16 protein-coding genes and 1 pseudogene are annotated in these 18,277 nt (G+C 60.2%); 3 read left to right on the forward strand and 14 right to left on the reverse strand.

Translation table 11 applies throughout. The features are described from left to right. Positions 1 to 203: 203 nt before the first annotated feature. The 14 genes and pseudogenes from AC1D0N_RS14695 to AC1D0N_RS14760 form a co-directional block, all read right to left on the reverse strand. Entirely contained in the window at positions 204 to 473 is a 270-nt protein-coding gene (locus tag AC1D0N_RS14695) for a caspase family protein (protein WP_477245888.1), read from the reverse strand. A gap of 836 nt (positions 474 to 1,309) precedes the next feature. After that, positions 1,310 to 1,492: pseudogene (locus tag AC1D0N_RS14700) on the reverse strand (class I SAM-dependent methyltransferase); the annotation flags it as partial. A 368-nt stretch (positions 1,493 to 1,860) separates the two neighbouring features. Then, entirely contained in the window at positions 1,861 to 3,174 is a 1,314-nt protein-coding gene (locus tag AC1D0N_RS14705) for an ABC transporter substrate-binding protein (RefSeq protein ID WP_477245889.1), read from the reverse strand. A gap of 102 nt (positions 3,175 to 3,276) precedes the next feature. After that, positions 3,277 to 4,125: a carbohydrate ABC transporter permease gene (locus AC1D0N_RS14710; protein WP_477245033.1), complete on the reverse strand. Its 849-nt coding sequence runs from the start codon at positions 4,123 to 4,125 to the stop codon at positions 3,277 to 3,279. After that, on the reverse strand, positions 4,122 to 5,039 hold the full coding sequence (locus AC1D0N_RS14715) for a carbohydrate ABC transporter permease (RefSeq protein ID WP_477245891.1): 918 nt from the start codon (positions 5,037 to 5,039) through the stop codon (positions 4,122 to 4,124). Before AC1D0N_RS14715 ends, AC1D0N_RS14710 begins: the two co-directional genes overlap by 4 nt. Positions 5,040 to 5,058: 19 nt before the next feature. Beyond that, positions 5,059 to 6,150, reverse strand: a complete 1,092-nt coding sequence (locus AC1D0N_RS14720) for an ABC transporter ATP-binding protein (RefSeq protein ID WP_477245035.1) — start codon at positions 6,148 to 6,150, stop codon at positions 5,059 to 5,061. Positions 6,151 to 6,198: 48 nt separating this feature from the next. After that, on the reverse strand, positions 6,199 to 7,710 hold the full coding sequence (arfA, locus tag AC1D0N_RS14725; protein WP_477245037.1) for an arabinosylfuranosidase ArfA: 1,512 nt from the start codon (positions 7,708 to 7,710) through the stop codon (positions 6,199 to 6,201). Between the two features lie 185 nt (positions 7,711 to 7,895). After that, positions 7,896 to 8,822 (reverse strand): ArsR/SmtB family transcription factor, encoded by a 927-nt coding sequence (locus tag AC1D0N_RS14730; RefSeq protein WP_477245038.1) that lies wholly within the window; start codon positions 8,820 to 8,822, stop codon positions 7,896 to 7,898. Between the two features lie 122 nt (positions 8,823 to 8,944). Further along, positions 8,945 to 9,280: a hypothetical protein gene (locus AC1D0N_RS14735; RefSeq protein WP_477245040.1), complete on the reverse strand. Its 336-nt coding sequence runs from the start codon at positions 9,278 to 9,280 to the stop codon at positions 8,945 to 8,947. Between the two features lie 345 nt (positions 9,281 to 9,625). Continuing rightward, the gene (locus AC1D0N_RS14740; protein ID WP_477245042.1) at positions 9,626 to 10,825 is read right to left on the reverse strand and encodes a mandelate racemase/muconate lactonizing enzyme family protein; all 1,200 of its coding nucleotides are present in this window, start codon (positions 10,823 to 10,825) and stop codon (positions 9,626 to 9,628) included. Between the two features lie 9 nt (positions 10,826 to 10,834). Then, on the reverse strand, positions 10,835 to 11,161 hold the full coding sequence (locus AC1D0N_RS14745; protein ID WP_477245043.1) for an NIPSNAP family protein: 327 nt from the start codon (positions 11,159 to 11,161) through the stop codon (positions 10,835 to 10,837). Positions 11,162 to 11,260: 99 nt separating this feature from the next. Further along, the gene (locus AC1D0N_RS14750) at positions 11,261 to 12,619 is read right to left on the reverse strand and encodes a mandelate racemase/muconate lactonizing enzyme family protein (RefSeq protein ID WP_477245045.1); all 1,359 of its coding nucleotides are present in this window, start codon (positions 12,617 to 12,619) and stop codon (positions 11,261 to 11,263) included. 62 nt (positions 12,620 to 12,681) lie between these two features. Continuing rightward, on the reverse strand, positions 12,682 to 13,848 hold the full coding sequence (locus AC1D0N_RS14755; protein ID WP_477245047.1) for a mandelate racemase/muconate lactonizing enzyme family protein: 1,167 nt from the start codon (positions 13,846 to 13,848) through the stop codon (positions 12,682 to 12,684). A 53-nt stretch (positions 13,849 to 13,901) separates the two neighbouring features. Continuing rightward, a complete protein-coding gene (locus AC1D0N_RS14760; protein ID WP_477245049.1) occupies positions 13,902 to 14,612 on the reverse strand; it encodes a GntR family transcriptional regulator in 711 nt (236 codons plus the stop codon). A 212-nt stretch (positions 14,613 to 14,824) separates the two neighbouring features. Here AC1D0N_RS14760 and AC1D0N_RS14765 point away from each other — a divergent pair, with 212 nt between their 5' ends. The 3 genes from AC1D0N_RS14765 (at position 14,825) to AC1D0N_RS14775 (ending at position 18,231) form a co-directional block, all read left to right on the forward strand. Beyond that, on the forward strand, positions 14,825 to 16,306 hold the full coding sequence (locus tag AC1D0N_RS14765) for an ABC transporter substrate-binding protein (protein ID WP_477245051.1): 1,482 nt from the start codon (positions 14,825 to 14,827) through the stop codon (positions 16,304 to 16,306). Positions 16,307 to 16,384: 78 nt separating this feature from the next. Beyond that, entirely contained in the window at positions 16,385 to 17,344 is a 960-nt protein-coding gene (locus AC1D0N_RS14770) for a carbohydrate ABC transporter permease (RefSeq protein ID WP_477245053.1), read from the forward strand. Beyond that, positions 17,341 to 18,231, forward strand: a complete 891-nt coding sequence (locus AC1D0N_RS14775; protein WP_477245055.1) for a carbohydrate ABC transporter permease — start codon at positions 17,341 to 17,343, stop codon at positions 18,229 to 18,231. The genes AC1D0N_RS14770 and AC1D0N_RS14775 overlap by 4 nt, the downstream gene beginning before the upstream one ends. Positions 18,232 to 18,277: the final 46 nt, after the last annotated feature.

The following is an 18,277-nucleotide window of genomic DNA, read 5'->3' on the forward strand; positions in this document are numbered from 1 at the left end:
AAGCGTCGGACATGACGAACGTAGTCCTGCTGCGTATGCGGTCCCAGGCCCCGCATCAGCATGTCCTGCTGCATGCGCTGGCGAAGCGGCGTGATCGGAGCATCGGTCGACAGGGTAGCCATGGCAAGTTCCTCTCGTTGAAGGGAACTCCATGGTCGGATCGCGGTCTCTACCCGCTCAAGGCCTATGAATACCGCGCCATCTCAGAACAGGCGACACTCCCGCGAAGCGGGTTCGTGCATGAGGCGCGAAGCAGACCCGCCTTTGTGCACGTCCTGCGCGACCTCGGCGCCAGCCGCATCCTGGACAAAACGACTGAGGCTGATCTTGAGGCGACTGGCGTCGCCGTCGGCGACGGAGTTGACCTCGAAACCAAGATTGCCAAGAAGCTGGGCTACAGCGCGCGCATCATTGGCCGGATTGCTCAAACCTGGCAGTTCCAGATAGTGCGACTCGCCGATGACCAGAGCCACACCGTGCAGCGGCTTCGCTGACTGCGCTTGCCCGTATTCAGGCCAAGCCAGACAACTAACAAGTTGCAGCAGGAATAGCGTTACAAGAGCGGCTAGCCGATCCGAACCGATCAAATGTCACCCCAGCGACCTCTGATGCCCACCTCATATTAGACGTTACCAGATTAGACGTTGCCAGATGGCTGCTCAATGGTCGGTAGATTGAATAGATCTCAAGGTCGGCGGCTTTTACGCGTAACTCGCAATCTTTAGAGCGGGTCGAGCATTTCTCTCGAAATTGAAGCTTGAGTGGAGAACGTTGGATTTCGGTTACTCTCCCTCCAGGGCAGCGTCCTTAAAAGTGCGCCCTATAGAATTGAACTGTTGGATATCGTCTCAATGTGAAAATCGTATTTCAGATGTCTGCCTCGACAACGGCGGCACTGGCGGACGTTCGACCAATAAGTGCTTGGGTAGAAATAGGGGGTTCGAGTCCAGTCGAGGGCCCCTTCAGAAAATGGCATAAAAATCAGTAACTTACGCGGTCGTTTTGGTGGGCCCGGAGGCGTATTAAAATCGTTGATTTTGTTGAGTTTTTCGTGGGCCAAAATCAGAAATCTTCCCGTATCGTTCCGCATGGTCCCGTGACGCCATACAGCCGACTTTAGCTAACCTCATTTGCGAACGGTCGGAGCCATGCTCCAGAATGGCCGCGGTGGGCCGAGAGCGGACGATCCGGTTTCAACCGACGTCTGCGGTAAGCTGTCGTTCCGAAACCAACCCACAATCGGTCGTCGCACTTGTCAAAGCCGCCTCCCGTACGAGGGTCGACCTCATCGTTGGCGAATAGCTCAGTGTTAGATCTTCAAAAATCGATAGACGAAGCGATCGGTCTGGCCCCTAATCGAGGGATCGAACACCTTGATCGAGTGCGGATCGTCCTTGTTCGCGAGCATGGTGCTTTCCGCGTCCAGTACGAAGCCAGCCGCCTCCACCTCCTCCCGAACGGATGCAGGCTCAATCCGATGCAGCGACTCGGCGGCAGCGAGTTGGCTGCGAAAGCGCCGCGCAATGAAGACGGAACTCCGTATATTCCGGGTCGGCGAGTACGCCGATTAGGATCGCCGATCCACTCACCGCAAAGTTGAGGGACTATGGAATGCCTAAAAGGTTCATCGCCGAGAAGGCGGCGGAGATGATCCTGTTGGACACGCGCCAATGATGTTCCGGCGACGTGCGGCATCTTGCGGATGCCGGAGGCCGCCTGATGGTGAGCCCGAATTTCGATTTGTCGGGGTTCACTGCAGCCTTGAAGGCTGGAATGGTCCTGCATGGACAAAGGAGATTGCTCGCTCCACCCCATGAATGTTTCCAGCCGTGGGGTGGAGCGGAGCATTCGCCTCCGCGGTCAAATGTTGGCGAGCAATTCGTTGACGCGGCTTTCCATGTCGGCAAGCGCGGCATCGACGTCTTTCTGGCCGGTGATTGCAGCGCTCATCTCTTCGCCGACAATGTCCTGGATCGCAAACTGACGTTGTACCGCTGACGGCAGTGGCCTGCCGAGATCGGCGACGGCGGAGATCGTGTTGCGATGTGGCAGCGCCTTGAAGGCATCGGAGGTGATGATGGCCTTGTAAGCCGGCAGATGGCCGGTGCGCGACCATTCGAAGTCGTTGTCGGCGAAGAACTTCAGGAACTTGCCGATGGCCGCGGTCTGCTCAGGCGTGCGGTCCTTTTGCGACACGGCCCAGGTGTGGCCGTCGGCATATTGCGCATGGGCACCACCAAACAGCTGCGGATATGGGTAGACCGCATAGCCACCCTTGTTGAGCGCAGTGCCCTTGGTTTCGGACTGGGCGTTGTTGTCACCGACAACCCACGTGCCGTTGAGCTGGACGCCACCTTCGCCAGCGAGGAAAGCGTTGATCGCGCCGCCATAGTCGAGGTCCTTGGTGGTGTAGCCCTTGTCGAAGATCGCCTTGTACATCTCCACGACCTTCTTGGCTTCCGGCGTGTTCAATTTCACATGCTTCGGGTCGGCAAAGAAGTCGGAATCCTGCTGGAAGAGATAGGTGTAGAGATTGCGGGTGTAGAGCGCCGTCTCATTCGCCAGGTTCTGGACGAAATAGGGCTTGCCTGTCTTCTGCTTGAATTGTTCGGCCTGGGCGAGCAATTCCTCTGGTGACTTCGGAAGCATCGGCGTGCCGTCGGCGTTGACGAGGCCGGCTTGCTTAAAGAGATCCATGTTGATGTGATAGAGCATCGTCCAGCTGTCGATCGGCAGGCCGTAGATCTTGCCGTCCTTGGTGGCGCCGTTGCGCGCCGCATCGGTAAAGGCGTCAGGCGTCACGCCAACGGACTTCAAGAGATCGTCGAGCGGCATCAACAGGCCCTTGGACTGGTAGTCGGAAAGCGCCGATTCATGGATCGTGACGATGTCGGGAGCATCGCCCGAAGCGAACTGCGCCGTCAGTTGGTCATAGCCCGGCCATTCCACGGTGGAGACCGTGACGTGCACATCGGGATTGTCGGCATTGAACTTGTTGATCAGCGAAGTGATGATGCCACATTCGCCGACGGCCTTGGTGACATCGGTGTTGGTGCCGAAATCGGCATCGCAAGCACCGAAAAAGCGCTGCACGGTCAGCTCGGTTGCCGCAAGGCTCGGGCTGGCCAGCATCATTACCCCCGCGGAGACCGCGGCAAGCAGCATTCTCTTCATTTTCATGTCAGTTCCTCCTCCTGAGTTTTCCGCCACTCCACCCTGGATTGGCGTCATGCGTTCCATCACCGCGGCGCGCTCCTGCGCCGTCAGGCAATCTCGTCATCGCACCGCAGCGCCGGATACGGCCGTGACGATGTATTTCTGGAAAAACAGATAGACGATGAGGATCGGCGCGCCGGCGAACACCGCCTGCGCCATCAGGAAGCCGATGCCTTCGGATTGGGCGAAATTGGTCTGCGTCGAGGCCATGCCGACGGTCAGTGTATACATGTCCTGCTTGGTCGCCGAGATCAGCGGCCACAGATAGTCGTTCCATGCGCCGAGGAAGGTGAAGATGCCGAGGGTTGCCTGCGCGGGCACCGTGAGCGGCAGCAGCACCTTCCAGAAAATCCTGAACCGGCTGGCATTGTCCAGCATGGCGGCTTCGTCCAGCTCCTTCGGGATGGCCTTGAAATATTGGGTCATCAGGAAGACGCCGAACGAAGCCGACAGGCCCGGGAGGATGAGCCCGTGATAGGTGTTGTGGAACTTCAATAGGCTGAAGATCTGGTGGCGGGCGACCAGCACGGCCTGTTCGGGAACCGCCAGGCCGAAGAGCACGATGACGAACAGGATGTTTCGGCCAGGGAAATTCAGCCGCGCAAAACCGTAGCCGGCGAGCGACGACAGGACCAGCGTGCCAAGCGTCAATCCTCCCGAGACGATGATGCTGTTGAACACCCAGACGAACACCGACGAGGTGCCGATGGTGTTGATGTAGTTCTTGAGCGTGTAGGGCGCGTGAAAGACCGAATTCGGATCGGCCATCAGCTCGACATTGTCCTTCAGCGACAGGCCGATGACCCACAGCACCGGCGCGATCATGACCATCGAAAGCAGGATGACGAGAGCCAGCAACACGCGGTCGCCAAATGCGCGTCCGCTGATGGAAATGGCTGGCGCTCTCATGGCTGATCCGCCTTGTTGCGCGTGACGAGATATTGGGCCATGGCCGCGATCAGGATGAGGATGAACAGGATTTCCGATGCCGCGGCACCCAGGCCCAGATCCCAGCGACGGAATGCGGTGTCGTAGATGTAGAGAACGATCGGCTTGGTCAGGTTGTTCGGGCCGCCACGCGTCATCAGCCAGGCCTGGCCGAACAGCTGAAATTGCAGCACGATCTGGACAATGATCACCAGGATGAAGGTGCGCTTGATCGACGGCAGGGTGATCGAGCGCAGCGTCTGCCAGCGGTTGGCATTGTCGAGCGCTGCTGCTTCGTAGATATCCTGCGGGATCTGCTGCAGGGCCGAGAGAAAGAGCATCATCGGCAGGCCGATGCACCACCAGATGGTGGCAATGGCGATGCCGATCATCGCAAGGCTGGGATCGGAAATGAAAGCCGGCGCAGTGGCGCCGAACCATCCGTAGATCGTCGACAGCAGGCCGACATTCGGAATGAACACGATGCGCCAGATCAGTGTTACGATGGTGACCGACAGCACCGAGGAAGAAAAGAACAAGGTCCGCAGCACGGCGGCGGTGCGGGTGCGGCGGTTGAGGCAAAGCGCGAGAAACAGGCCGATCAGCGCCAGTGTCGGCACCGTCAGAAGCACGAAGTAGAAGGTGTTCCAGACCGATTGCAAAAACACCTTGTCGTGGAACAGCCTGACATAGTTGCCGAACCCGACAAAATTTCCGGACGAGAAGGTGTCGGCCTTGTGGAAGCTCAGCCACATTCCCCACAGCAGCGGGAAGACGAGCAGCGTCGTGAAGAAGAACAGGAATGGCGCGACGAACATGAAGTTTCGCCATTGCGGCGCGTAGATGTCGACGCTTGGGGCCCTGACGCTCGCGGCCGGCGTCGCGGTCTGCGGCATCGTCAGCCGGTCAGCCATATCAGGCCTCCCCCGCATGCCAGGCGCGGCCGGTCTCGTTGAACAGATGTGATTTCTGGCCGTCGAAGGCGAGCCCGACCTTGTGGCCGACCGCGACACGGCTGTTGCCGGCATCGGAGGCGACGATCTGCTGGCCGTCGCCCAGCCGCGCGTAGACCAAGGTGCGTTCGCCGAGCCGCTCGAGCACATCGACCACGCCGTCGGCATTGCCCTGTCCGGCGGCAACGATGCGGACATCTTCCGAACGGATGCCGAAGCTGTACCTGCCGTCGCTCAGCTGGGTGGAGGCGACCCCGGTCTGGACCGATATGCCGTCCGCAAAGCTGGCGGCGGCATTGTCTCCCGATCTGTCGAGCGTCGCCTCGACAAAATTCATCGCCGGGGCGCCGACGAAGCCGGCGACAAATCTGGTCGCCGGGCGTTCGTAGATCTCCATCGGCGAGCCGATCTGCTCGATCCTGCGATTGTTCATGACGACGATGCGGTCGGCGAGCGTCATGGCCTCGACCTGATCATGAGTGACGAAGATCATCGTCGATTGCAGGCGCTGGTGAAGCTGGGCAAGTTCGAGGCGGGTGCGGGTGCGCAACGCCGCATCGAGATTGGAGAGCGGCTCGTCGAACAGGAAGGCCTTGGGCTCCTTGACGATCGCCCGGCCGATGGCGACACGCTGGCGCTGGCCGCCGGAGAGCTGGCCAGGCTTGCGCTCGAGCAGATGCGGCATTTCGAGGATGCGGGCGGCCTCGTTGATCCGCGCGTCGATGACCTCGCGCGACATGCCGACGTTCTCAAGCCCGAAGGCCATGTTGTCGCGCACGCTCATATGCGGATAAAGCGCATAGGACTGGAACACCATGGCAATGCCGCGCTTGCCCGGCGGCAGGTGGTCGATGCGTTCGTTGTTGATGGCGATCTCGCCGCTGTCGACGGTTTCGAGGCCGGCGATCATGCGCAGCAGCGTCGATTTTCCGCAGCCGGACGGTCCAAGGAACACGATGAATTCACGTGCCTTGATGGAAAGCGACAGGTCCTCAAGCACCGACATGGTACCGAACCGCTTGCTCACATTCCTGATCTCGATATCGGCCGTCACGTCGACGCTCCTCCTCAGCGCATGCACTTTCCGACAATCCGCCTGAAGTCAGAGCTTCAGGCGGATCATCTGGTAGGAATAGGCCGGCAGCGACAGGCGGAGCTTGTCGCCAGCCAGCGAGGCGCCCTCCCCCTTCCTGGGGCCGACATTGCCGGGGTTCCCGGCCGAGTTGACGGCTTTCAGATCCGCGTGCGTGATCGCCTGGTGATCGACGATGTCGCCCGTGCCGAAACCGCTGATGTCGATGACGGTTTCGATTGCCTCGTCCGGATGGCGGTTGACGGCGAAGAAGGTGACATGCCCGGTTTGCGTGTCATGCACGCCGGCGACGTCGACATAGGCAACGTCGCCGGCGACGTTGGACTTGTAGGTCGGGCTTTCGACCTTGAGATCCAGCGCGTTGCCGCGGCCGTAGATCGAGGCATAGAGATAGGGATAGAAGATCGTCTGGCGCCATGCCGGGCCATTGGGAACGGTCATGATCGGTGCGATGACGTTGACCAGTTGCGCCATGCACGCGATCTTGACGACGTCGGAACGGCGGATGAAGGTGTTGAGGATCAGTCCGACCTGCAGCACGTCCTCGAAATTGTAGATGTCTTCGAGCAGTGGCGGGGCAAAGGGCCAGCCGTCATTGCCGCCGAGGATTTTCTTGTCCTGCTCCTTGGAATGGTACCAGACGTTCCATTCGTCGAACGAGATGTAGACCTGCTTGCTGGAGCGCTTCTTGGCCTTGATGTAGTCGATGACGCCTGAGACCGAGACGATGTAGTCGTCGAGCTTCTCGCTCATGGCGAGGTAGTTCGGCGCATCATTGGCTTCGTTGTCGAAATACATATGCAGCGAGATGTAGTCGACCTCGTTGTAGGTGTGGTCGAGAACCACCGCTTCCCATTCGGGATAGGTCGGCATCCTGGCATTCGAAGAACCGCAGACCACGAGTTCGAGCGACTTGGAGAAGGCGCGCATCGCCTTGGCGGTCTCGTGGGCCAGGCGGCCATACTCGTCGGCGGTCTTGTGGCCGATCTGCCAGGGGCCGTCCATTTCGTTGCCGAGACACCAGAGCTTGACGTCGAAGGGCTGCTTGCGGCCGTTGGCGATGCGCTTGTCGCTCCACTCACTGCCGCCAGGATGATTGGCGTATTCCAGAAGGTTGCGGGCTTCATCGAGGCCACGCGAGCCGAGATTGACGGCCAGCATCATCTCGGTGTTGGCGGAGGCGCACCAGTCGGCAAATTCATGCAGGCCGACTTCGTTGCTTTCCGACGTATGCCAGGCAAGGTCGAGGCGCACCGGCCGCTCTTCCCTGGGGCCGACGCCGTCTTCCCAATTGTAGGCGGAAACAAAATTGCCGCCGGGATAGCGCACGATCGGAACATTGAGTTCCCTGACCAGATCGATGACGTCCTGACGCATGCCATTGGCATCTGCCGTCGGATGGCCCGGCTCATAGATGCCGGTGTAAACCGCACGCCCGAGATGCTCGATAAAGGACCCATAGAGCCTCGGATCGATTTTCGAGACGACATAGTGCGGATGCGCCGTGACGGCTGCCTTCATGCGTTTTCCTCCCATGATATCACAAATGATGATTTAAATCATCTTGTCCGATATCAAAGGGAAGCAGCACCCATCCGTCAAGTCAAAAACAGCCAAATGTCTGACAATTTAACTGCAGCCTCGGTCATCAATGTGAGCAAATGACTGAAATTGCTGCGTTATCTTCGAAACCCGATTTGATGATATCAACCGGTTTTGATCCTGAGCAGAATATCCTGGTCGTAGTTTCCAAATCCCTTGCCGAAAATGTTGATCCCGCCGGGGCGCTTGGCGTCGTCCTTGACGCCGATGCGGATGCGGATTGAATGATGGCCCTTGAGGTCGAGCGCGGCGAGGCTGGTTTCGGAAATCCTGACCCCGTCGACGTAAGTGCCGTCAGCGGAAATTCGCCAGTTCTTCAGCTTACCATATTGCGAGCCCTTGAGCTTCCACCAGGCCGGCGTGAAGACGCCGCGCTTGTCGCCGAAATCGCCGGGCGACGTCCAGGTGCCGACATCGACGCCATTGATCGTCAGCGTGATGTCGGAGGGCCAGTCGGCGCTGGTGCCCGGCACCTCCGAGGACAGTTCAATCCCCACTTCGAGCTCGGTAATCTCGGCATTGGCGAGCTTGGCATTGTTGGGAAACTGATACTCGACAAAGCCGCGCGTGAACCATAGCAGCCCAGCCTTCATACGGTCCGGATCGAGGAAAGTATTCGGTACGTCGAGCAGACCGATAATGCCATCTGGAGAGCACAGGCCGCAGGGTGCCGTCACCTCGAAACCAGTGTAGAGCCCGATCGGCATCGACACTTCGATGGCGTTGTTCTTGACCGCGCGATACTCGCTCTTGAACACCACGAGCACTTCCTCGGCGGTCGGGTAACAAATCTTCTGGCTGCCTTTCTTCGCCTTCTGGTTCTCGGTCCGGATCAGGCCCGCATCCTCGAGCACCTGGATATTGGTCGAGACCGTCGATTGCGGCAGCGACAGCACGGCAGCGATGTCGTTGACATTCATCGGCCCTTTTTCATGCAGCAGTTTCAGCATGGAAATTCGCGCCAAGGAGGCCAGCCCCTTGAGGACGGCGATGCCTTCCTCAGGTTCGATCACCAGAAAATTGCTGCTCATGGAATTCCCAGCCCACGCCAAAATCTGTACCCGAAACTGTCTTGTATATCGGGATATCTGATTTAATCAATGCGCTGGCAGAACCTCAGGTCACTTTGGTTGATCCGCGGCTGCGTGCGCAACTATTGCCTGACGAACGTGCCCGTGTAGGTCTGGCCCGCAAGCGCAACGGTTGCGGCTAGGGTTCCGTCGGGCAGCATCGCAAAGCTGAGGTCGGCGCCATTCGGGAGGCGTCCAAGCTTCAACGTGGTGCCTGTAATTCTACCTGCGCCGGCTGCCTCTCCCGGATAGTTGTCGGCCAGATTTCCCCACGCATAGGTGGCCGTCACCTTTCCATTGGAAGCAATCGTCTGGACAGCAAGTTTGGCTTCGTAGGTCCCTTCCAATCGTCCGGCCCACAGGCCCGAAAAAGCAGCGTATTTTGCTGGAATGCCCTTGCCAGGAGGCGTGATCGCCACGGATTGATCCATGCTTGCCGAACTGGAAGAAACGACGGCGGGACCCAAGGCAGGTTGGGATGGAGTAGGACCAGATTCTGTCCCAGGTTCGAGAGCGGCGGGTTGCCGCGTTTCAGGGGCGGCTTGGCACGCGACCAGGGCAAGGGCCGAGAAGCCAAGCATTGCGGTGCCCATTCGGTGTGCCATTTTCCGTACTCCCGGCCCATCTTTGACTCTGGGCGCAGGCCGACCTTATCACTCGTTTTCGCAGTCCGTCTCCAGGCAAAGCAAGGGCGTAGGACAGCTGCTTGCAGGAACAGGCAACGGCCACGAGCGAACGCGGCCAGCTCGCCCAGGCTGGCACAATCAGTCGAAGAAGCCCGCGTCTTCTTCGCCAAGATACTTTTTCGCGCCTGCGGCGTCGATGTCGACGCCCAATCCTGGAGCCTCGAGCACGTCGATCATCGAATCCGTCACCACCTGCTTCGGCAGCCCAATGACGATGTCCTCCCACCAGGGGTCGGAGGCGCTCGGATATTCGAAAGCGATGTAGTTGGCGGGCAAGGTGGCGCAGACATTGATCAGCGCGCCAAGGCCGAGCAGGCCGTTGGCAGTACCGTGCGGCGCCATCAGGATCGAGTGCATGTAGGCGTGTTCGGCGATCCATTTCAGCTCGGCAATGCCGCCGACATCGGCGGGATCGGGGCCGATGATGCGCACCGCCTGCGTCTCGATCAGTTCCTTGAAATTGTGCCTGAGGTAGATTTGCTCGCCGGTATGGATTGGCGTCGAGGTGGAGGTGGTCAGCTCCCGATAGGCCTGCGGATTGACCCACGGCACATAATCGCCGGTCAGCATGTCCTCGAGCCACATCAAATTGTACTTCTCGACCGCGCGAGCGAACTTGATCGCATCGGGCAGCATCCAACCCGGGCCGCAGTCGAGCGCCAGGCTGACATTGTCGCCCAGCACTTCCTTCATCGCGATCACGCAGTCGAGCATGTGGTTGAAACCGCGCTCGCTGATCATGCCCTGATCCATGGCGCCGTGATAGCCGGCCTTCTTCTGCGTCACGCCGTAGTGAAAGCCCTCGATGCTGTCCTTCATGTTGGAATGGAATGAGATACCTTGCTTGACCATGAAGAAGTTCTGCGGCTGCTCCACCATCCATTTGACGTCAGCGGCGTAATCCTCCGGCCGGTCGCCGGTGCGCTTCCGGCGGATCGAGCCGTTATAGACCCGCACCTGGTCGCGGACCTTCCCGCCGAGCAGTTTGTAGACCGGAACGGCGGCCGCCTTGCCGGCGATGTCCCACAGAGCATGCTCTATAGCACTGACGGCGGCGCCATAGGGCTTGAACGAACCCCTCTGGCGGATCTTCAGCATGACGCGCTCGACGTCGGTCGGGTCCTCGCCGATCAGTGCCTCGCGGAAATGCAGCACAAAGGGTTTGAGATAAGGCTTGGTGTACTCGACCTCGCCAAGGCCGTAGAGACCTTCGTCGGTGACGACGCGGACGATCGGATGCTTGCCGATGACGGCACAGCGCAGGTCGGTGATCTTCATGGCGCAGTCCTATTTCACAGACGAGAACGCTGTCGGCGTGAGCAGCTGGCTGCTGATATTGGCAACGATCTGCCCGTCGCGCTCAGACTCGTCCCGGGCCTTGTGCCATGCCGGATCGGTGACGAAAGCCGCCCATTTCGCCTCACGCTCGGCCAGCGATTCCCAGGCGAGGAAATAGGTGAGGCGATTGCTGTTTTCGCCGATCGCCGTGGTGAAAAACCCGGCTTGGCGGATGCCATGCCGCTCCCAGATGGCCAGCGTTTGGTCGGAAAAGCGCTTGAGCAAACCCGGCAGCCTGCCCGGCAGGCAGTCATAGATACGCAGTTCGTAGATCATGGTTTCGTCCGTTTCTTTCTTTGCACCCTTGGGAGAGGTCGACACGAATGGTCGGTCGTTGGCCCTGTGAGCCTGGGGAATGATGGCAGGAGGTCTGGGCTAACTCCAAGTCCGGTCCCAGCTATATTCATTGTCCCAATGCTCGGTGGATTGCCATATCCCCGTGACACCGGGCTGCAGATGCCGGCTGATCACCTCGTCGACCACGTCGTCGATGCCCAGTCCCGGCTTGTCCGGCACTGTGATGAACCCGTCCTTGACCAGCGGCTTGGGCAAGCCGGTGACGATGTCGTCCCACCACTCCACTTCGACGCTGTGATATTCGAGCGCCATGAAGTTTTCCGTGGCCACCGCGACATGCGCGGCCGCCATCGCGGCGATCGGGCTTTCCGCCATGTGAATGGCCATGGCAACGCCATGGTCCTGCGCCGCGTCGCCGATCTTCTTGGTCTCGAGAATGCCGCCTGACGTAAGCAAGTCCGGGTGGATGACCGAGATGCCTGCGTTGAGCAGCGGCTCGAATGCTTCCTTGAGGTAGATGTCTTCCCCAGTGCAGATCGGCACGGAGGTGGCCTGCTGCAGCTGCCGATACTGCTCGGTGTATTGCCAGGGAATCACGTCCTCGAGCCAGGCTGGTGCGTATTTCTCGATGCGCCGGGCGAGGCGAATGCCGTCCTGCAGCGAGATGTGGCCGACATGGTCGATGGCGAGCGGGATCTCGTAGCCGATCACTTCGCGGACTTCGTGGATATATTGGTCGAGCAGGTCGATGCCCTTTTCGGTGAAGTGGAGGCCGGTAAAGGGATGCGGGACGTTCTGCGCGTCATAGGCGGCGTTGCGCGCGCGGCGCTCGTCCAGCGTGCGTGCCGGGCCGCGAGCGGCATGCGCGCGGAAACCGTCGAGCACGCCGGCCGGCGCCACCACCGCGCCCGGGATGTGCGAGACCTGCGCCAGGCCGAGGTCCATCTTGAGGAAGGTGAAGCCGAGATCCATCCGCGCCTTGAGCCGCTTGCCGGTCTCGGTGCCGCTGGGCTTGTCCGCGTCGGTGTCGCAATAGACGCGCACCTTGTCGCGGAACCGTCCGCCGAGCATCTGGTAGATGGGCACGCCATAGGCCTTGCCGGCGAGATCCCACAGCGCGATCTCGACTGCCGACACGCCGCCGCCCTGCCGGCCGTGCGCACCGAATTGCTTGATGCGGCGGAACAGCCGGTCAATGTCGCAAGGGTTCTCGCCAAGCAGCCGGCTTTTGAGCATCAGCGCATAGGTGGCGCTGGCGCCGTCGCGCACCTCGCCAAGCCCGACGATCCCCTGGTTGGTATAGATCTTGAGCAACGCCGAGGTGAATGGCGCGCCGACGATTTCAGCCACCCTTATGTCGGTGATGCGAAGGTCGGACGGCCGGGAGTTCGTGTTCACCCGATTGAGAGCATCGCCGGCTACACTCGTCTTTGGCATGCTTGTCCTCGTACTGGTCGGCGGGGCTTGTAGTCCGCATGCTGCGCCGGCTTGGAGCGTTGCTAGCCCAGCTCTATCTCGTGCGCCTGCAGGTAGTCGCGGTCCATCTCGACACCGAGACCAGGCTTCGACGTCAGCTTGAGGCTGCCGTTCGAGACGTCGAGCGGTGTGTCGATGAGGTGATCATATTTGCCCAGGTTCCACTCCGACGTCTCGAGCTTGTAGAAGTTGGGAACGGTCATCATCACCTGCGCGCCGGCAACCACATTGATCGGCCCCGCGGCATCATGCGGCGAGACCGGGATGTAGTAGGCTTCGCAGAGGGCGGAAATCTTCTTGAGCTCGGTAATGCCGCCGGTCCAGGTGACGTCCGGCATGATGTAGTCGGCGAGCTTGTTCTCCAGCACCGGGACGAAATCCCACTTGGTGTGGCCGCGCTCGCCCCATGAGATAGCGGCACTGACCTTCTCGCGCACCTGCTTGAGGGCGTTGAGGCTCTCGGGCGGACAGGGCTCCTCGAACCAGTCGATCTGGCCGGCCTCCTCGAGGCTGCGACAGAGGCGAATGGCAGTGGGAACGTCGAAGCGGCCATGCGCATCGATGAGGATGTCGACATCGGGGCCCGCCGTTTCGCGGATCAGCGCGGTCAGTTCGGCCGCCTCGCGCTCGTCCTTGCGCGTCATGCCGCCATCGAGGTAGCCGTCCCGCTGTTCGCGCGACTGGCCGTCGGGGCTGCGGCCCTGGTGCGGGAAAGGGTCGAACTTCAGCGCCGTGTGTCCGGACTCGACGATGTCAAGAATTTCGCGGACCACAGCCTCCTTGCTGGTAAATTTGGCCTGGTTGGGATGGGTGTAGAGCGAAATTTCATCACGCACCGGTCCGCCCAGCAGCTCGTAGATCGGCTTGCCAAGGACTTTGCCCCGGATGTCCCAGAGGGCGATGTCGATGGCGCTCACGCATTCGACGGCGGCGCCGCGGCTGCCCATGTAGGTGAAGCTACGGAAAACCTTGTGCCAGAGGTGCTCGATGCGCGCTGGGTCCTCGCCGGTCAGGGCGATGCCTATCTGCCGCAGGATCGTGCAGAGAGCGCGGTTGGCGAGCCTGGTCGTGGTGGTGATCTCTCCCCAACCGCTCACCCCCTCGTCGGTCGTCACTTCGACGAACAGATACTCTCCCCAGTAGGAAGCATCGGACTTGATCAGCCACGGCCGGATGCTCGTGATCTTCATCTCAATTACCTCTTCTGGAATGGGTCAGGCTGGCGCTGTCCAGACCGGATCTTCTATCCTGCCCGGGCAGCGTTGCGTGCTCGCATGTGTTCGAGGACATGCCGGCCAGAGCCTTCGACATGGCGTGCTATCAGTTCGGCTGCCTCGTCGGCATTTCCCGCTTTTACATGCGCGATGAGTTCGCGATGCTCGCGAATGATCGCGGCACGCCGGGCAAGCGTGAAATTGAAACGCCGGCTCACGGCTCGCAGCACTTCGCGATGCTTCCACCAAAGCTCGGCGGCATGGCGATTGTAGTGCCGCTGGTACATCACGGTGTGGAAGGCGGTATCTAGCTCACTGTGCTGGAACGTGTCGGCAAAGTTGTTCTCTTCAATCAGGCCCTGGATGCGTTCGAGTTCGGCAATGTCCTCTCCAGTCGCCATATTCACAAACCATCGCGTCAGAGCCGGCTCGATCAGGACCCCGATCTCGTAGATATCCCGGACAAAATCCTGATCTATCGGCCGGACGCGCGCGCCGCGATTGGGGAGGAAGGTGACAAACCCCTCCCCGCGCAAGAGCTGCAGGGCCTCGCGCACGGGGTTGGTCGACGTGCCGTGACGGCGGGCAAGATCGGTCACCACAAGCCGCTCGTTGGCGGCGAGCCGTCCCTCAATGATGTCTTCCCTGATCAGCTGATAGAGCGAGGCTCCCTCGCTGGAGGCCCCGATGGGGTCAATCCCCTCGGGCGGTTCTGCTTTGAAATCGCTTGTTTCGGCCAAGGCCGGCTCCCCAAATTAATACACGCCTTGCTCGATATCACGCACGGTTTCCATAAACAATGTACGATTTAGCGCGTTGACACGTAATCCACTATCTGAAAACGTACGAAGTGACCGAAGGGATACATAAAACAGCAGACGTCCCGCGATCGAACGAATGAGACCGCCTGCCTCGACGCAGAGCGGCATGGGAGAGAACCTGGAGGATACCTATGACGAGGATCACACTCGGCGGTGCCGTCCTGCGCGGCACTGTCTCCACTGCATTAATGGTGTCGCTGATGTCGGCGTCGGCGCTGGGCGCGCCGCCGGTCGATTTGAGCAAATGGTCGCCGGAGTATGTGCGCTCCATTGCAGGCACACAGGAGTTTGATACGGCGGCCGATTGCGGCAAGGTCACTCCGCTCGACTACAAGGGGCGACTGACCTTCTGGTACCAGGGTGTGTTCGAGGGCGACCCCGACCTCCTGCGCCAGTACTACAAGGAGTTCTTCGAGACCTTCCGTAAGACCTATCCAAACATCCAGCTCGAGGAACAGGCCCTCACCTATAACGACCTGCTCGATAAGTTCCGTACCGCGCTGCTGGGCAATGCCGCGCCGATGGCGGTCCGCCTGCAAATCCTGGGTGGCACCGAGTTCGCTTCAAAGGGCTATCTGGAGCCGCTGAAACCCGAGGATGTGGGGTATTCGACCGAGGATTTCTGGCCCGGCGCCATGAAGGCCGTGACCTGGGATGGCGTGACCTACGGCATTCCGACCAACAACGAGACGATGGCGTTCATCTGGAACGCCGATATCTTCAAGCGAGCAGGCCTCGATCCGGACAAGGCTCCGGCAACCTGGGACGACGTCGTCAAGTATTCCAAGCAGATTCACGACAAGCTCGGCATTGCCGGTTACGGTCTCGTGGCCCGCAAGAACGCCGGCAACACGCCGTACCGTTTCATGCCGCAGCTGTGGGGCTATGGCGGCGGCGTCTTCGATGAAGCCTCGGCGAGCCCGACCTACAAGGAGGTCGAACTCAATACCCCGCAAAGCAAGGCGGCGCTGCAAGCCTCGTACGATATGTATGTTCGCGACAAGTCGGTTCCGGTCTCGGCACTCACCAACCAGCAGGCCGATAACCAGCCCCTGTTCGTCGCCGGCCAGCTTGGCATGATGATCTCGCACCCGTCCGACTACAACGTCATGCTCGACCTGCAGAAGAAGGCGACAGGCACCGACAAGGACAAGGCGCAGACCGTCATCGACAACATGCGCTACGGTCTTATCCCGACCGGTCCCGACGGCAAGCGCGCCGTCGTGTTCGGCGGCTCGAACATCCACATCCTGAAGCCCGAATATGTCGAGGGCGGCAAGGTGGACGAGCCGGCTGCAAAGGCGATCATCTGCATGTGGACCAGCCCCGAATGGTCGCTGAAGATGGCCTATGCCGGCTCGAACCCGGGCAACCTCAACGGCTTCAAGACCAAATGGATGAAGGAACGCCTGGAGAAGATCAAGTTCCTCGATGTCACCACCTCGATGCTGCCATACGGCATCCCGTTTCCAGCACTGCCGCAGGCCCCGGAGATCATGAACATCATCGTCCCGGATATGCTGCAGAATGCCCTGACCGGAGCGATGACCGTCGACCAGGCAGCGGACGACGCGGCGGAGAAGGTAAAGAACCTGATGGAAGGCAAACTCTAGCCTGAGCCTGACACACGATCTGGCCGGCTGTGCCGACGGTGCAGCCGGCTAGCTCCGAGAAAACAAGGGCGCGCCACAGTGACGATCATGACCGGCAAGGCCGAGGCTCGCCGAACATTGCAAACCGGCTGGTCCGGCGTGCTGCGGAATGTGTGGGGGCACCGCGCCGACTACGCATACGTGCTGCCGGCGATTGCCGTGATGCTCATCGTCATCGCCTATCCGATCTATTACACGATCGAGCTGTCGTTTTTTAAGACGCCGCCTGGCCTGCAGCTCCGCGACAAGACCTTCATCGGCTTCGACAACTACACGGCCATCCTCACCAGCCGGGTGTTCTGGAAAGTCACCTGGAACACTTTGATCTGGACGCTGGCGTCGACGTTCATCTCCTTCGTCCTGGGGTTTGGCGCAGCGCTGGCGCTCCACCGCGACTTTGTCGGCCGTGGTGTCATGCGCGCCATCCTGATCATTCCATGGGTCATCAGCGCGGTCGCCGCCTCCTACATCTGGAAGTGGATCTATCATTCGGACTTCGGGATCATCGGCGCGGTGCTGGTCGGCCTCGGATTGGCCGACCGGCCGCCGAATTTCATCGACAACGTCAGCACGGTGCTGCCCTCCCTGATTGTCGTCAATATCTGGCGCGAGTTTCCGTTTGCCATGATCATGATGATGGCCGGCCTGCAGACAGTTCCCGAACAGCTGCTGAGCGCCGCAAAAGTCGACGGGGCCAGTGCCTGGCAGCGCTTCTGGCACGTTACGTTCCCGCATCTGAGCAGCGTCTCGACGGTGACGATCCTGCTGCTCGCAGTTGCCAATTTCAATTCCTTCATCATCCCGTGGATCATGACCGGCGGCGGACCGTCCAATGCATCGCATATCTGGATCACCCACATTTACGAGCTTGCCTTCGGACGACAGCTTTGGGGGGTGGCTTCCGCCTATTCGGTGCTGCTGTTCCTCATGCTGATGACGCTTGGCTACTTCTACGTCCGTGCGCTCAGCGGCAACGATCGCAAAGAGGGGGGCGCATGAGCACGATCACCGAGACAGTCCCCCGAGGTCAGACAGGTCGGCGCATGCGCGTCGACGGATGGCGGTGGGCGGGGCGCATCTTCCTCGTGTTCATGCTCCTCTACACCGCATTGCCGATGGTCTGGATGCTGCTTACGTCGATCAAGTCCGGGTTCGCGGCGATGCAATTCCCGCCGCAATGGTGGCCGGACGAGCCGACCCTCGCCAGCTATCAGAAGCTGCTCGATCCGCAGAACAGCGTCGGCCAGGACTTCCTCCGCTTCTTCTGGAACAGCCTTTTCGTGTCGACCGCCACGACGATCCTTTCAGTGATCGTGGCTGTCCCTGCGGCCTACGCGTTTTCGCGTTTCCGTTTCCCCGGCCGGAACTTCCTGTTCTTCGCCGTGCTGCTGCGCAACATGTTCCCGGCGGTGATCTTTCTCGTGCCGCTTTTCATCCTGATGCGCATGCTCGGGCTGGTGAACACGCATGGCTCGCTGATCCTCACCTATCTCACTTTCGGCCTGCCGCTGGCGATCTGGCTGCTCAAGGGCTTCTACGACAACATCCCGGTGCAGCTCGAGCAGGCGGCGCGCATCGATGGGGCAACGCGGTTCCAGGCCTTCATTCTGATCGTGATGCCGCTCTCGACGCCGGGCATCATCGCCACCGCGATCTATTCCTTCATCGGCGCGTGGAACGAGTATATCTACGCCTACACCTTTCTCTCCAAGAACGAGCAGCTGACGCTGCCGGTCGGCATCCAGCGTTTCTTCTCCGAAAATACAACGGACTTTCCGGGCCTGATGGCGGCCAGCTTCATGATGAGCGTGCCCGTCGTGGTGCTGTTCCTCGTCCTGCAACGATACTTCGTACGCGCCCTTACAGAAGGCGCGGTCAAGCACTAGAGCCGGATGATTTCAGGTCGAATCGACCTGAAATCTGAATCCGCCT

Source organism: Mesorhizobium sp. P2_E10, assembly GCF_056404235.1.

Coding starts and splice junctions, on each gene's coding strand:
- AC1D0N_RS14715 (WP_477245891.1), bottom strand. CDS start 5,039: ATGCCGCAGACCGCGACGCCGGCCGCGAGCGTCAGGGCCCCAAGCGTC.
- arfA (WP_477245037.1), bottom strand. CDS start 7,710: ATGAAGGCAGCCGTCACGGCGCATCCGCACTATGTCGTCTCGAAAATC.
- AC1D0N_RS14755 (WP_477245047.1), bottom strand. CDS start 13,848: ATGAAGATCACGAGCATCCGGCCGTGGCTGATCAAGTCCGATGCTTCC.
- AC1D0N_RS14705 (WP_477245889.1), bottom strand. CDS start 3,174: ATGAAGAGAATGCTGCTTGCCGCGGTCTCCGCGGGGGTAATGATGCTG.
- AC1D0N_RS14745 (WP_477245043.1), bottom strand. CDS start 11,161: ATGATCTACGAACTGCGTATCTATGACTGCCTGCCGGGCAGGCTGCCG.
- AC1D0N_RS14750 (WP_477245045.1), bottom strand. CDS start 12,619: ATGCCAAAGACGAGTGTAGCCGGCGATGCTCTCAATCGGGTGAACACG.
- AC1D0N_RS14710 (WP_477245033.1), bottom strand. CDS start 4,125: ATGAGAGCGCCAGCCATTTCCATCAGCGGACGCGCATTTGGCGACCGC.
- AC1D0N_RS14775 (WP_477245055.1), top strand. CDS start 17,341: ATGAGCACGATCACCGAGACAGTCCCCCGAGGTCAGACAGGTCGGCGC.
- AC1D0N_RS14730 (WP_477245038.1), bottom strand. CDS start 8,822: ATGAGCAGCAATTTTCTGGTGATCGAACCTGAGGAAGGCATCGCCGTC.
- AC1D0N_RS14740 (WP_477245042.1), bottom strand. CDS start 10,825: ATGAAGATCACCGACCTGCGCTGTGCCGTCATCGGCAAGCATCCGATC.
- AC1D0N_RS14765 (WP_477245051.1), top strand. CDS start 14,825: ATGACGAGGATCACACTCGGCGGTGCCGTCCTGCGCGGCACTGTCTCC.